Origin of the sequence: Neolewinella agarilytica, assembly GCF_900110645.1 — a bacterium.
GTDB classification, from domain to species: domain Bacteria; phylum Bacteroidota; class Bacteroidia; order Chitinophagales; family Saprospiraceae; genus Neolewinella; species Neolewinella agarilytica.
This window is the reverse complement of sequence record NZ_FOFB01000004.1, coordinates 240,427-254,398: the sequence shown is the minus strand read 5'-3', so window position 1 is coordinate 254,398 and position 13,972 is coordinate 240,427. Positions and strand designations below refer to the sequence as shown.

The following is a 13,972-nucleotide window of genomic DNA, read 5'->3' as shown; positions in this document are numbered from 1 at the left end:
GGCAAAGTTATGGGAATAGAACGCGCCCACAAACTTTCAGTTTTTACTGAAAGCATATTTTTTCAGGAAAGTTTTAGCGGCGCGCACGCAGGTGCAAGGGAACGCTAACGAAGCAAGGTATCACTGCTTACCTGATAATACCGGTGGGTAATAGAGCAGTTACGGCACAATCTCCGTCACAACCTTCACCACTACCCCACCCTCATCTGTTGTCCGCCATTCCCGGCGGTAAAGGATGCTTACTGGCTCGCCAACCACCAGCTTTCTCCCCCGGGCCACCCGGCCCGGAAGCTCAAACTGCCAGATCTCCCCGGAGTCCGTTTCCAGTCGGAGAACTCCCCCTCCGGCCCGGGCGATGAGTTGTCCGCTGGCCCGCCACTGAGCGGGCGCCTCGGCCGTGGTTGTCTCTTTTGGATCCGCTTTCGGGAATTTGTCCGTCACAATCCGGACACCGCTGGCCGCCACGGGATTGTCTGACCAACGATATTCCACTTCTTCCGTCATGGGAAACATCGTCTCTAAAAGCGGGCAATTTTCCACTAACGGCTCCAGCAATGCCTCCGTCAGCTGGCGACGACTAATCCGCTGGCTACCGCTCAGTTCCATTGCCTGCCGTAGTTCTTCACGGTAAGTTCCCATGCTGGCCGTCAAACAGTCCGCTGCCCGGTTGTGGCTCCCCCTTCCATCCGCTTTTTCCAGGCAATGACAGATATCATCGGCTACCTCTTTATACAGCTCGGCCTGGCTGGCTAAGCCAGTACTCATAAAGACCGGGAAGAGCAGGAGAATACTTCGCATGATGAGTGCAAAGATAATGGACAAGCACCCCACTAAAAATAGTGGGATCCATCACGAGATATACTATTATGGAAATGCGCCTCCCCCCTTCAGGGCTAACGCATACTCGTTACCGGACACTTACCACGTAGCTGCCAGGATAACGGTTAGCAGTAAAAGAGATGAACGCATCAGAAGGTGATAACTTTATGGCTGGATAAAACAGGAGCAGACAAAACACAGCCTACGATGACTTTACAACAAATCCGCGCGCTTTTCCCCGTTACCAGCCAGGCCACTTACCTGAACTGCGCCTCTCAGGCCCCTCTGAATACCCTGGGGCACGAAAGGCTTCAAGCCTTTTTGCAAACGGAGACGAACCCCTTAGGAAAGAAAGGCTTTGACCGCAACAAGGTCCGGGAACTACTGTCAAAAATTCTGGGCGGTACGCCAGATGAATATGCCCTAACCACCAGTACCGGTGTAGGCATCGGAATGGTAGCACAAGGCCTGGAGCTGAATGCTGGAGACAACATCGTACTCCCCGAACGGGAGCATTGGAATAGTGCCTTTCCATGGTTACAACTGAAAGAGAGAGGTGTTGAGGTCAGGTTAGCAAAAATCAATAAGGACAATAGTATCGACCCGGAGGCCATCGGAGCGCTGATCGATCAAAATACACGCGTAGTGGCCATTGCTTCCGTTAGGTTTAACAGTGGCTTCCGGCCTGACCTTAGGGCTATCGGCAAGTTGGCGCACGAAAAAGGAGCCCTCTTCGTGGTCGACGCGGCCCAGGGAGCGGGCATGATCCCCATTGACGTGGAACGGGATCAAATCGATGTATTGTCTGGCTGTGGATTTAAATGGTTACTGGGGATGCATGGAACGGGGTTCCTGTACGTCAGTAACAGAGTCGTCAAAACGATCAATCCCGTCTTAGCCGGAATGTATGCCGCAGAGAAAACGTACGATAAACTCTCCTTCCACGAAGATGCCCGAAAGTTTGAGACGGGCAACCTTGCTTACGCACTCTTCGATGCCTGGATTGCGGGGCTCGAGCTAGTGCTTGAGATTGGGGTAGACCACATTTACAGGAAGGCATTGGAAAACACCGACCTGTTGATAGACGGGCTCAACGAAAAAGGCTATCAAATAATAAGCCCCACCAGAAACAGGGCAGGAAGAACGGCCATCGTTCATTTCACTACCGGCACAACGAACACCACCCAAGAGCTCTACCAAAAGTTGAAAGCGCATAAAGTATTGGTGACGTTACAGGGAGAGAACATTCGGGTAAGTCCTAACTTTTTCACGTCGGAGGAAGAGATTGAGCTGTTTCTGAGTCTGATTTAAGGGGTGAAAAGGCCTGGCTTGTAGCTTGAACCTTGCCCTTCAACCCAATAGGGCACCTGCGGCTGCGCCCAAACAAGCGCTTAGCCCTACAGCAATTCAGCCATCAATTTCCGGACACCTGCTCCCTGACAGATGCGGTCGATATACTCCACGTAGCTTTTAGTAAATCGTTCATTCTCCACGAGATCACCGAAAAGGTCTCTTTGCCGTAGAAAGGCCAGCGGGTCATTACCCGTCTTTTGGGCTGCTTCCCGTAATTGGGGCTGCATCGCGTCTATGATTTCCAAAGGTTCGCCCTTCTCGCTCACCTCTTTATCGCTATAATAACACCAGGCAGCGACAATCAGGGAGGCATACCTGATGCTACCGCCCGAGGACAGGTTCTCCTGGATGGTAGGAATTAAAAACTTAGGCAGCTTAGCCGCACTTTCCGAGCAAATCCGGCTCACTGCATCCTTGATGTTAGGGTTAGCAAAACGCTCCTCCAGTTTGTCTTTGTATTGCTCCAGGTCAATCCCCTCTACGGCCCCCAAAACGGGGGTGGCTTCCTGATCCATGAACCGCCGCATGAAGGCAACAAAAACGGGGTCTTCCATGCAGGCGTTAATCGTCGGGTGACCATGAAGTGCACCCGGAATCCCCAACACAGAGTGTCCGGCATTTAACAGCCTGATTTTCATTTTTTCATAGGGACTAACGTCCGGCACGAATTGAACACCAACCTTTTCGAGGGGCGGACGGCCATTCACGAAGTCATCTTCAATTACCCACTGAATAAAGGGTTCACAGACAACCGGCCATTCGTCCACCAGTTGATATTTTTCTTTTAGGTAATCAATGTCTGCAGAAGTGGTAACGGGCGTAATCCGGTCAACCATCGTATTAGGAAAGCTGACGTTTTCTTCGATCCATTGACCCAGTTCAGGGTCTTGCTCGCGTGCAAAGGCCAGCAGCATTTTTTTAGCCATTGCGCCATTATGCTGAATATTATCACAGGATAAAACCGTAAAAGCTTTCACTCCGGCCGCCCGGCGTGCGCTCAGTGCCGCCGTTAAGTAGCCAAAGACCGTTCGCGGCTGACCCCGATGCTTCAGTTCATGCTGAATATCTGGATTCTCAAAGTTGAACTCGCCGGTACTGGCGTTAAAGTTATACCCCCCTTCGGTGATGGTCAGGGAAACAATTTTTGTGTCCGGGTGCGCCAATTTCCCCACTACCGATTCAGGGTGATCAATGGCCAATAAATACTCCCGTAATGCACCAATTATCTGGCTGTCTACTTTCCCATCAGGGTGTTGCACCATCAGGGTATACAGGCTGTCTTGTTTATGGAGGACCTCATTAATCTTCCGGTCTCCTTCCCGCAAACCAACCCCAGAGATACCCCAGGCAAATGCATCCTGCTTTTGTAGCAGCTCACGGATGTAATACGCCTGGTGGGAACGATGAAATCCACCGACACCGATGTGGACGATTCCCGTTCTCAGTGGTTCCTGCCTGTACGTTGGGCAGGGAAGTCGCTCTGACAAGGAATCAAGCGCTGGTTCGTGTAAGTAAGTTAACTCCATTAAGTTATTTATTTAGCGTTGACAATCTTGCCTCTCTTCATCACCCAATAGGCCGCAACGAAGTAAAGCAGCGTGCAAATAAAGCCGTAGAAATAGAAAGTTTCCCGATTAGAGAAGTAGGTACTTTCGTCTTGACTACCAAAAAGCACGTTACCCGCTAACAGTAAGGTCACCACCAGAGCAGCATAGGACAGGAAACTCAACACTTTAGAAAAAGCGGAAGTATCCTTCACCGCAGGTGGTGCGGAGGCGGCTAATTCCTGCTGGTATAACTCAACATTCTCGTTATAGGTTCTTTCTCTTGCTTCTGCTTCGGGGTACTGCTTTTTGGCACCGTACTTACCGGCCAGCAAAGTGTAAACGATTATGGTGAATATCCAGGTTGGGATAAAGAGGTAGTAGAAAGACATGACGTCCAGTACGTTTAAACCAAAGCCGAAGACCAGGCCCAGTCCCCAGGAAATTACGGCCGGGGAGCTATGAGCATAGTCCTGGAATTTAGACCAGTAGCGGGTGTAGCCGATTTTAGGAAATAGCTGATGTTCCGCAAAAACGATGGCACCTACGGGGACGACAATAAGCCCGGCATAAGTCAACAGCGGTAAAATCTGAGAAAAGACGAAAGGGAAACAAGCAATGATGACCATAGCTGCCCCGACCGCCATGGTTGTTTTCCGGAGGGAGAAATGGCTAAAAATGGCCTGGGCTGCCAGGCCTGCCCGGTACAGATTGGTGATGGCCGTCGTCCAGCCCGCCACAATAACAATGACAAAGCCTGACCAGCCCAGGGCGTAGTAGGCTACGTCTCCCGGGTCTAACTCTACGATAGTTTTACCCAGAATTACGGCAGCACCGGCCCCCATAATCCCGGCCGAGATCCATGCGATATAATGCCCGAACAGCATTCCGGTACTGGTAGCCAGGCCGTAGGATTTCTTTTTGGCAAACCGGAGTAATGCCATATCGATCAAGCCAAAATGCGTAATCGTGTTAGCGGCCCAGCCGAAGCCAATAACTTCCACCAGCCCGATTCCCGGTTGCCCCTCACTGTTGACTCCCGTCCATATAGATTGATTTCCGATGCTGACCAAATCAGACCATCCGCCCGGCAGTGTTTTGCCCAAAACGTCTAAAGACAAGGCTGGCAGTAACACAATAGCCCCACTGGCAAACATGGTAAACAGCCAGGGAGCACATATTCCCGAAAACTCTGAAACGGCATTAAAGCCATAAATAGCCACAAAGACTACGAAAGCACCAACGGCCAGAACGATCATGACAAACCATACATTGGTAGGGTACCAATCCAGCTGTGCCGGTATGTCAAAAGCAAAGCGAACTGCCGTGGAAGAGACCGTAACCATGGCCGCCGAGATGACCGTAAAGATTAAGACATTAGCCCAATTATAGAGCTTTGACATAGAATCCCCCGCAATCTTATTGAGGTAGGTATACAGACTCAGCCGGGTGTCAACCGCAATCGGGGAGGTAATCAGGGTCCAGCTCAACACGGCCAGGATGTTACCGATCAGGAGCCCCATGATAATATCCATGGTTTTTGCCCCCAGAGCAACGAAGGTGGCTCCGATCACAAACTCTGTTGCCGCGACGTGCTCTGCGGCATACAATCCGGCAAAATGTGTCCAGTCGTGAAGCTTGTGTTTTGGCACGGGCAATTGCTCCTCGTGCATGTTTTCGAATTGCTGGAAATCTTTGTTTGTACTCATCGCCTTTAAGTTAGTCATTAACCCCCATGATGGCTAAAGCTAGGTAAAAGCGCTTAAGTGTAACTTTAAGCTACCCCGAAGAGGTTACTGCGCTAAGCTGCCGCTCATTTTTCAATAAACGTCACTCAGGGGCTGTTCCTTTGGCCGCCCCGCTACTTTCGCTTACAGCTCAGGAAACACTTCCCACCGTACCCGCAAGTTAGCGCTTTCGCCTGGTGGCAGCAGGAGGTAGTCACCTTGCAATTCAAATTCGGCGAAACCTGCCGGTGGGTCGAGATAAATTTCCAATGGCGCCTGTCCTGGCGCCGTACGATACAACTCTTTCACGCTCGTATACTTTCGCAGTACGAGGCCTTTGTGGTGGTAGTTTACGGGTACCGCTTTCAGGTCAGTAAAGACCTTTTGCGGCTGGGTATGCCGTTCGTCCAGGTAGATACGATAGGTGGAATCAACAAGTTCTGTCGGAAGCGAGTCCAAGCTGCCGCGGAGAGAGTCTGCCCGGAAAGACAGATAGCCTCCGTAGGGGATTCGGGTATTTTCCCACAGGGCAACCTTTGTGGAAGAAGGCCCTTCGTTGGTTACCCAGTAAGTGATGCCGATATCTGATTTTTCACCAAGGGAAATCCGCTTACGCATACGCAGATAAGTATCGGGGTCTCTTTTACTTTCCAGCAGGATAACACCTTCCCGCAATTCGGTGACGGTGAAGGGCTCGCTGTCAAAAGTAGCAATGGGGGGCCAGCTCCAGTCTGACTGCGGGCTGGTCCAGGCAGTGCTCCCCCACTGTAAGCCAAGGCTGTCGCGACTGGTTTTCAGCACCTCCCGCCCGCGGAAAGTGAGGCTGCTGATCCGCCCTCCCGATGCGGGCTCTACAGATAAGACAATGTCTCCTTTAGTCATGGTAATCGTCTCAGGAACAACCTCTTTTGGTTGGCAGCCAAAGAACAGCAGGAAGCAAATTAACGGGGCGATTAAAGGCAACTTGATCATGGCCCCAAGATAGTAGTATTGAAGTCTGCCCAATGGTTTCCCAATAGCTTGTTAACGTAATGTGGCGGCAAAACAACCTTCGCCGTAGTCGGGTTGCAGGAATATCACCCAGTAACCAAATAGCTTCCCTTGCTTAATACCTCGACCATGCACCCGCGTTTGCGCCTTATCCTTTTGGCCCTCTGTTTATTTTCTGTACTCTTTCCAAATTTACAAGCTCAAGACAGCCCTCCCTCCGCACCCGGAGGTGGAGGACTGAGTGGAAAGCTCATTGACGGCACAACCAAAGAGCCTCTTGGCTTTGCCAACGTAGTCGTTTACACCATTACCGATAGTCTTATCACCGGCACTACCACGGAACTGGACGGCTCCTTCAACTTCGACAACCTGCCACTTGGAGATTACCGGGTTGAAGCCAGCTTCATTGGCTACTCTACAGAGAACCTGGAAGTAGAGCTCAACGAATCAGAGCGCTTCTTTGCACTGGGGGATGTCGTGCTGGGTACGGGTGGACAGGACCTGGAAGAAGTTGTGGTAACGGCCGACCGCGCCGTGATGGAACTGGGTCTCGACCGTAAAGTATTCAACGTAGAAAAAAGTGTTGCTGCCGCCGGTGGATCCGCTGAAGACCTGCTCCGGCAACTTCCCAGCGTAAGTGTCGACCTGGAGGGCAACATCTCCCTGCGGGGCAGCGGGAATGTCCGTTTCCTGATCAATGGTCGTCCGAGCGGACTGGTCGGTAGCGACCCGGCTACTTATCTGAAATCCCTTTCCGCCACTAACATTGAGCGCATCGAGATCATCACTAACCCCGGTGCGGCTTTCGATCCGGAAGGCACCGCCGGCCTGATCAACATTGTACTAAAAAACAAGCGGGAAGATGGCTTCAACGCCAGTATAAACCTTAATGCCGGAACCAATAATAAATTTGACGGCAGCCTTGACCTTAACTGGAAAAAAGGTAAATTCAACTCCTTTGCCGGTATTAGCGGCCGCTACGACGAGCGCTTCTTCCAGGGGTTCCGGGATCAAACGGGCGTGATTGCGGACAGTAGCTTTAGTCGCTTCTTCACCTTCGACGGAGACCGCGTGCGGGAGTCTCAGATGTTTAAGCTGGGAACAGAATACGCTATCAGCAAACGCGGTACTATCGGTATTCAGGGGAACTACCAGTTGGAAAACGGGCAAAGCAATAATGACCGCGTAACGGACTTTTTCAACAGTGAAGGGGTACTTGACCGCAGCAGTTTCCGGATGGAGACAGAGCCCAGCGAAGAAACTGACTACGAGATCAAAGCCGATTACTCCACCACCTTTGCCAAAGAAGGGCGTAAGTTCTCCGCCGCCCTGCAGTTTAGCCAAAACGACGAATCGGAAACCGAAAACTACGACGAAACCATTACCGACGGCGCTGGTGCCCTGTTGGCCAATGTGCTTCAGCGGGCCCCTACCCTGGAGGACCGGAAGCAATGGCTGGCCCAGGCAGACTACGAGCAACAGATCGGGGATTACAAATTTGAGGCCGGGTGGCGCAGTACTCTTCTCGACATGACTACTGATGCAGCCTTTGAGGATGCGGCCACCGGCAGTCTGATGAAAATCGATAGTCTTAGCAACCTCTTCAACTATAAAGAAGACGTTCACGCCATCTACGGCACCTTTGGCGGCCAGATTGATAAAATCACCTTTAGTGCCGGCCTGCGTATTGAGCAGGTTTTTGCTACCAGTACCCTGCTGGAACCCAATCTTGAGGTATTCAATAACGACTATTTCAAGGTATATCCCAGTGTGTTCGCAGGCTATGAATTCGACGACAATACAACCGTGCAAGCGAGCTATAGTCGTCGCATTAACCGCCCACGTGCCGGGGCGCTCAACCCTTTTGTAGATCGTGGCGACCCCTTCAATCTCCGTAGTGGCAACCCTTTCCTCCTTCCGGAAACCATCAATAGTTTTGAGCTGAACCTTCAGCAACGTTATGGAAGCGGAACCATCACGGTTGGCGGCTACTTCCGGCAACTCAACAACCTGATCAGCCGCATCAGTGAAAGCCAGCCCGGCGGTGTTACCCTGAGTACACGGGCTAATCTCGATCGTGGCCGCAACTACGGTATTGAGCTGATCACTACCTACCGGGCGGGTAAAAATTTCGAACTTACGGCCAGTGCCAACGGCTATCGCAGTGAAGTGATTGGCAATGCCGACAACGAGAACATTGAGGCCAATGGTTACCTCTTCAGCGGCAACCTTCAGGGTAGCTACCAGCTGCCTTGGAACGTGCAGGCACAGTTCACTTATTTCTACCGAAGCCCGGGCGTGCGCCCACAGGGCCGCATCGGCACCATCCAGAGTGTTGATCTTGGTTTCCGCAAAGAAATCCTGGACGGCAAAGGGGCCCTCACCCTCCGCGCTACTGACTTGTTCAATACGCGGCGGTACCGTTTTGATACGGAGCTCACCAACCTGACTACCCGTAGTGAATTCCAACGGGAGAGTCGGATTGTATATGTCGGCTTCCAGTACAGCCTGCAAAAACTGAAGCCGCAGCGTAGTAATCGTCAGAGTGGCGGCGGCGGTGGCGGCGGGGAAGATTTCTAAACTGCGGTCCTGAAAGGTCTGCCCGTCATTTACCCAAACGCCTGAAAGCCCCGGTATTTCTTCCGCTCCTAGAAAAACTCACCATTCCCCTCCCATAATGCCAACATGTAAGAACATTTCCCTATTATTGACACTTATCAACAGAAACCACCCTCAGACATGAAGAAAATTGGCATCCTTTACGGCCGCGAGCGATCCTTTCCGCCGGCAGTTATCCAGCGTATCAATGATATGAACGTAGATGGCATCATGGCCGAGCCCGTTAAAATCGACAAGTGCGGCCAGGGGCTTAATCCGGGCTACGCTGTCATCATCGACCGGATCAGTCAGGATGTCCCCTTCTACCGCGCTATGCTGAAAAACGCTGCGGCTACGGGTACGGCCGTTATCAATAACCCCTTCTGGTGGAGCGCTGATGAGAAGTTCTTCAATAACGTCCTGAGTGTCGGAGCCCTGGATGTCCCCGTCCCTAAGACAGTGTTACTACCCAGTTTTGAAAAGCCGGATGACACATCAGATGAATCTTTCACGAATCTTGCTCATCCCCTGGACTGGCAGAGTATCTTTAACTACATTGGTTGGCCTGCCTGGACGAAGCCCCACGATGGCGGCGGCTGGAAATCAGTATACAAACTCAACTCCCCAGAAGACCTCTGGAAGGCGCACGCCGAGACGGGCCAGCTCGTGATGATGTTACAGGAAAACATCAGTTTTACCAGTTACTTCCGTTGCTACTGCATTGGCCGCAAGTACGTAAAAATCATGCACTATGAGCCCCGCAACGAATTCCTCGATCGCTACAACTGTCACCACGAAGTAAGCGATGAGCTGATGCAGACGATGCACGATTATGTCATCAAAATTAACGAGTGGCTGGGCTACGACTTCAACACCGTTGAGTTTGCCGTCCGCGACGGCATTCCCTACGCCATCGACTTCTGCAATCCCGCCCCTGACGCTGACAAGTTCAGTGTCGGAGAAGAAAACTTCAACTGGGTTATCGAGCACGCCGCCAAATACGCCATCGAACGCGCGCAGGCACAGGAACCCGGCAAAAGCAATCTCACCTGGGGCAAGTTTGTGCAACAGTCGGTGGCTGGCACCTATGACTCCAACCGCTAATATTTGAATCGATCATACAAAGAGAAAGCGCTCGTTCCGAATGAATCGGAGCGGGCGTTTTTATTGGGGGGCACTCTGCTGTTTGGAGGCGGGCATCTACTCCAGCGTAATTTCTTTCACCCACAAGCCCTCCCCTCCGGGGCTGGCGATGCTGAGCTCCCTGCTTCCCGGGCTAACGGACAGACCGGCGACTTCTACCTCCGCCCAACGGCGGGGGTACACTTCTTTGCGCTTCACCCGGTCGGCAACGGGAATGAGTGTTGTGCGCGCCGGAGGCAGCGCCACCGAGACTTCATTGCCCTTATCCGTTCTCAGCACCAGCGTCCGCGCCCTATTGCCCTCCAAATGGTAGCGAACTTTCACCCGGTAGCTACGCGCTTCATCCGTTTCTACCGGCCAGTACGCTCCCTCCGATCCTAAGTCAACGAAAAAATCGTTAGCCCAGCCGTATTTGTCCATAAAGTGTGTCTTTCCCCGGGGTTCCCCTTCGTGCGCCAGCAATCGGATCGGGCCGGGGGCCGCATCCAGATCGATGGGCGGAGCGACCAGGTCCGGGCGGGCAACGGTAGCGGCGAAAGTCGCATATGCCTCTGCCATGTCTCTACCACGCGATCGCAACCCTTTGAGCCAGTCCTGCTTAGTTTGCATAATATCCGTACGCTGTCCCGGATCCTTATCCAATTGATACAATTCATGTTCGTTAGGACCACGCAGTACGTATAGGAAATTCTGATCTCGCATACTTCCCGGGTAGGGCGTAAAGTCATAGCCCTGCTTGAAAGCATAGATAAATCGCTCCTGGGTAAATGTGTCCGGGTGTTCAGGTAGAAGCAGCGGCAAAAGGCTCTGCCCGTCCAGCTCCTCCGGAACCGGCAAATCCACCAGTTCCAGGAGCGTCGGCACCAAATCAATGTGAGCCGCGGGAGTGCTGATCTTCCGCCCGTTCGCCGGGTGGTTTCCGGGGAACCTGATTCCGAAAGGCACCCGTACACCGCCTTCATCCACCTGCCCCTTCGTCCCCTTCAGCCCTGCCCGATACCGGTCTCCGTTCGGGCCATTGTCCGTAGCAAAAACGATGAGGGTATTCTCCAGCTTACCAGCTTGTTCCAGCTCCTCCAGTAGCCGTCCAATCTGCTCATCGATGGATTCAATCATCGCGTAGATACCGGTATTGTAAGGCGTCAGTCCTCGCTGGCTCACCCGATCCCAGTGCTTATCACTCACCTGAACGGGAGTATGCGGCGCCTGATAGGTCAGCATGCAAAAGAAGGGCTGGGAGGATTCCTGCTGCATGAAGTGGCTGGCGGTATCCGTCAGAATCTCCGTCAAATCCCCGCTAAAGGGCACCACTTCGTCGCGCTCATTTACCAGTTCTCCCTCGAAGTAATCGTTGAAATGCCCCAGTGTGAAGCCCAGAAATTCTTCGAAGCCCTGCCCGCCGGGGTGGTAAGGAAAAGTCGCCCCATTATGCCATTTACCGAACAGGCCGGTTCGGTAGCCTGCGTGCCTCAGGTATTCGGGCAGCGTGAGGATGCCGTCGTCCATCGTCTCCCGTCGGCGGGTTACGAAGACCGCTCCCGTGCGTGGGGCATAGAGCCCACTCAGGAAGCTGGCGCGGGTGGGCGCGCATACCGGGCTGACGTAAAAGCGGTCAAAGAAAGCGCCCGATTGCAGCAGCGCATCCATATGCGGCGTCTCAATGCTGTCGTTGCCCATCATCGACAGATCTCCGTAGCCCTGGTCATCCGTCAGAATAAAGAGAACATTAGGTAGTTCTTCCCGGCTCTCCGACTCTCCAAACTCCTGATTATCTGGCTCCCTGATTCCCTGACTTTTTCCGGCGCGGTCGCAGGTGCAAAGGAGGGTTAATAAAAGCAAGGGAAGAAAACGTCGCATAGCGGGAAGGGTTAAATTATAATCGTGTAAGATGCTAATTCCTGACCTGAAAAGGGTAAAACTACCCGCTGCAAATCGCCCTGAGGTTCCCCCACAAATTTAGCATACCCCTGACTATTTGACTTCTTAGCTCCTCACCCCCACCCGATTCCCTTCACTATCCAGAAACAATGCCATTGAGCCTTGCTCCGGGCTGATTACTCTCCAGGGAATGAGTATCTCTCCTCCGGCCGCGACTACTCGATTTTGCATGGCTTCCATGTCTTCTGCTGCCTTGAAGTAAACGATCATGCCTTCCTTAGCCGGGAAGTAAAATTGCGGATGATGGCAGATGGCAACGCTACTGTCTTTGAAAGTTCCCATGCGCAAATCCCCCAACTCTATCACTTCGATATCTGTTTGGAAAACTTGCTCGTAAAATTGCTTCCCCCGATCAAAGTCACTCACCGGGATCTCAATCCAGCGAGTGGCCATGGCCGGGTTAATTGTAGATTCTGTCATGAGTTAAGTTTAGATCAGCTGAATACCTAAATATACCATCCTTATTCGCATCCGGAAAACGGGCTGAATATTATCCGGAAACTAATTTACCGCCTAGACGGAGCCTTGTAAGGCTGCGAATATTTGGCCGTTACTTCTTCCGGAGTCGCTGCCTATCGGGGTTTCATTGCGCCTTTACCCATTCATTGCATCCTGCGGTAGCGCCCCTTTAATCTTCAAATCATCGATCACGAGAGAAATGAAACGCCAAAAGATCCATTCCAGAGAACTTTTATCCTAAGATTAAACTTATGATAGCGGGTGTGAACCAACATCCCGTCTATCTTTGTCCCCGTTCACTAAATTATCTTTCCATGGTCAGCTACTACGCCACTCGCAATGGTCGTCTGGAAGAAGTGGGCGAACGGGAAGAACGCTGCTGGATTAAGCTCTCTCCTCCCTTTGCGGCGGACGAGCTATCTTCCTTTGCGGAAGAGTATAGCTTGCCTCTTGACTTCCTCACGGACCCACTCGACACCGACGAACGCTCTCGCTATGAGCGCGAAGAGGATGCCCGGCTGATCGTCGTTAATACCCCCGTACTATCTCGTTCAGAAGTCGACAATGAGGGTATTTACATTACCGTCCCCATCGGGATTATCCTGACCACTGACCACCTGATTACGATCTGTTCCTGGGATCAGCACCCCGTGCTCAAGCTCTTCGTGGAGAACAAGATCCGGAACGTGAACACTGCCCGAAGAACCGATTTCGTACTTCGCATCTTTGAGCATACGGTCTATCGCTTTCTCACCTGCCTTAAGCGCCTCAACGTGAAACGCAATCTGATTGAGCAGGAGCTCTATGACAGTAGCCGAAACCGGGAGCTAAAGCAATTGCTCAGCATTGAAAAATCGCTGGTTTACTTTATCAACGCACTCAACGGTAACGAACTGCTGAAGATGAAGATGAAACGAACTGACTTTCTGGGCATTCGCCACGATGAGCAACAGGCCGATCTTTTTGAGGACATCATCATCGATAACGGTCAGGCCCTTGAGATGGCAAACATTTACACGAATATCCTCAACGGTACGATGGATGCTTATGGATCCATTATATCCAACAATCTGAACATTACTATTCAGCGACTTACCCTTATCACCATCATTCTGACGGTGCCTATGGTAATTGCCTCTTTCTTTGGCATGAACGTTCAGGTTCCGTTCCAGGCTAACCAGGGTATTTGGGCCTTTTTGGGCATCATTGCGCTCTCCATAATGCTAAGCATTGCCGTCATTTACTATTTCCGGCGGAAGCGGATGTTTTAGCTTAAAGCCTTTTGGGCGAGGGGCCGCAGGTTCAATGATTGCTTCTTTAAAGAGGTGCTTAGGCTTAGCACTTCAAGCAACTCTCCCGGCTCCCGAGCAACGTTGCACCTCACTATTATTTCTTTTCCTC

The 13,972-nt window shown here is 52.0% G+C and carries 10 protein-coding genes; 4 read left to right on the top strand and 6 right to left on the bottom strand.

Features of this window, described 5'->3' with window-relative positions; all coding sequences use genetic code 11:
* Positions 1-159: 159 nt before the first annotated feature.
* Positions 160-798 carry a hypothetical protein gene (locus BM123_RS05585; RefSeq protein ID WP_139211776.1) on the bottom strand — a complete coding sequence of 213 codons (639 nt, stop codon included), beginning with the start codon at positions 796-798 and terminating at the stop codon, positions 160-162.
* Between the two features lie 228 nt (positions 799-1,026).
* Here BM123_RS05585 and BM123_RS05580 point away from each other — a divergent pair, with 228 nt between their 5' ends.
* On the top strand, positions 1,027-2,130 hold the full coding sequence (locus BM123_RS05580; RefSeq protein ID WP_090166147.1) for an aminotransferase class V-fold PLP-dependent enzyme: 1,104 nt from the start codon (positions 1,027-1,029) through the stop codon (positions 2,128-2,130).
* An 86-nt stretch (positions 2,131-2,216) separates the two neighbouring features.
* Here BM123_RS05580 and BM123_RS05575 read toward each other — a convergent pair whose 3' ends face one another.
* From BM123_RS05575 to BM123_RS05565, 3 genes are all read right to left on the bottom strand, one after another.
* Positions 2,217-3,698 (bottom strand): mannitol dehydrogenase family protein, encoded by a 1,482-nt coding sequence (locus BM123_RS05575; RefSeq protein ID WP_090166145.1) that lies wholly within the window; start codon positions 3,696-3,698, stop codon positions 2,217-2,219.
* An 8-nt stretch (positions 3,699-3,706) separates the two neighbouring features.
* Positions 3,707-5,425 (bottom strand): purine-cytosine permease family protein, encoded by a 1,719-nt coding sequence (locus tag BM123_RS05570; protein ID WP_090166143.1) that lies wholly within the window; start codon positions 5,423-5,425, stop codon positions 3,707-3,709.
* Between the two features lie 162 nt (positions 5,426-5,587).
* Positions 5,588-6,415 carry a hypothetical protein gene (locus tag BM123_RS05565; RefSeq protein WP_090166141.1) on the bottom strand — a complete coding sequence of 276 codons (828 nt, stop codon included), beginning with the start codon at positions 6,413-6,415 and terminating at the stop codon, positions 5,588-5,590.
* A gap of 147 nt (positions 6,416-6,562) precedes the next feature.
* Here BM123_RS05565 and BM123_RS05560 point away from each other — a divergent pair, with 147 nt between their 5' ends.
* Positions 6,563-9,013, top strand: coding sequence for an outer membrane beta-barrel family protein (locus tag BM123_RS05560; RefSeq protein ID WP_090166139.1), 2,451 nt, complete (start codon positions 6,563-6,565; stop codon positions 9,011-9,013).
* Positions 9,014-9,172: 159 nt separating this feature from the next.
* The gene (locus BM123_RS05555) at positions 9,173-10,135 is read left to right on the top strand and encodes an ATP-grasp domain-containing protein (protein ID WP_090166135.1); all 963 of its coding nucleotides are present in this window, start codon (positions 9,173-9,175) and stop codon (positions 10,133-10,135) included.
* A gap of 96 nt (positions 10,136-10,231) precedes the next feature.
* On the opposite strand, the gene BM123_RS05550 is transcribed toward BM123_RS05555, so the two are convergent.
* Together BM123_RS05550 and BM123_RS05545 are read right to left on the bottom strand one after the other, a co-directional pair.
* Positions 10,232-12,031 (bottom strand): sulfatase-like hydrolase/transferase, encoded by a 1,800-nt coding sequence (locus BM123_RS05550; RefSeq protein ID WP_090166133.1) that lies wholly within the window; start codon positions 12,029-12,031, stop codon positions 10,232-10,234.
* 126 nt (positions 12,032-12,157) lie between these two features.
* Positions 12,158-12,532, bottom strand: coding sequence for a VOC family protein (locus BM123_RS05545; protein WP_090166130.1), 375 nt, complete (start codon positions 12,530-12,532; stop codon positions 12,158-12,160).
* A gap of 353 nt (positions 12,533-12,885) precedes the next feature.
* On the opposite strand from BM123_RS05545, the gene BM123_RS05540 reads away from it, so the two are divergent.
* Positions 12,886-13,842, top strand: coding sequence for a magnesium transporter CorA family protein (locus tag BM123_RS05540; RefSeq protein WP_090166128.1), 957 nt, complete (start codon positions 12,886-12,888; stop codon positions 13,840-13,842).
* The last annotated feature ends 130 nt before the right edge of the window (positions 13,843-13,972 follow it).

What these genes read in the sequence shown, in the direction of transcription:
- BM123_RS05585 (WP_139211776.1), bottom strand. Translation starts at nt 798, where the DNA reads ATGCGAAGTATTCTCCTGCTCTTCCCGGTCTTTATGAGTACTGGCTTA.
- BM123_RS05580 (WP_090166147.1), top strand. Translation starts at nt 1,027, where the DNA reads ATGACTTTACAACAAATCCGCGCGCTTTTCCCCGTTACCAGCCAGGCC.
- BM123_RS05575 (WP_090166145.1), bottom strand. Translation starts at nt 3,698, where the DNA reads ATGGAGTTAACTTACTTACACGAACCAGCGCTTGATTCCTTGTCAGAG.
- BM123_RS05570 (WP_090166143.1), bottom strand. Translation starts at nt 5,425, where the DNA reads ATGAGTACAAACAAAGATTTCCAGCAATTCGAAAACATGCACGAGGAG.
- BM123_RS05565 (WP_090166141.1), bottom strand. Translation starts at nt 6,415, where the DNA reads ATGATCAAGTTGCCTTTAATCGCCCCGTTAATTTGCTTCCTGCTGTTC.
- BM123_RS05560 (WP_090166139.1), top strand. Translation starts at nt 6,563, where the DNA reads ATGCACCCGCGTTTGCGCCTTATCCTTTTGGCCCTCTGTTTATTTTCT.
- BM123_RS05555 (WP_090166135.1), top strand. Translation starts at nt 9,173, where the DNA reads ATGAAGAAAATTGGCATCCTTTACGGCCGCGAGCGATCCTTTCCGCCG.
- BM123_RS05550 (WP_090166133.1), bottom strand. Translation starts at nt 12,031, where the DNA reads ATGCGACGTTTTCTTCCCTTGCTTTTATTAACCCTCCTTTGCACCTGC.
- BM123_RS05545 (WP_090166130.1), bottom strand. Translation starts at nt 12,532, where the DNA reads ATGACAGAATCTACAATTAACCCGGCCATGGCCACTCGCTGGATTGAG.
- BM123_RS05540 (WP_090166128.1), top strand. Translation starts at nt 12,886, where the DNA reads ATGGTCAGCTACTACGCCACTCGCAATGGTCGTCTGGAAGAAGTGGGC.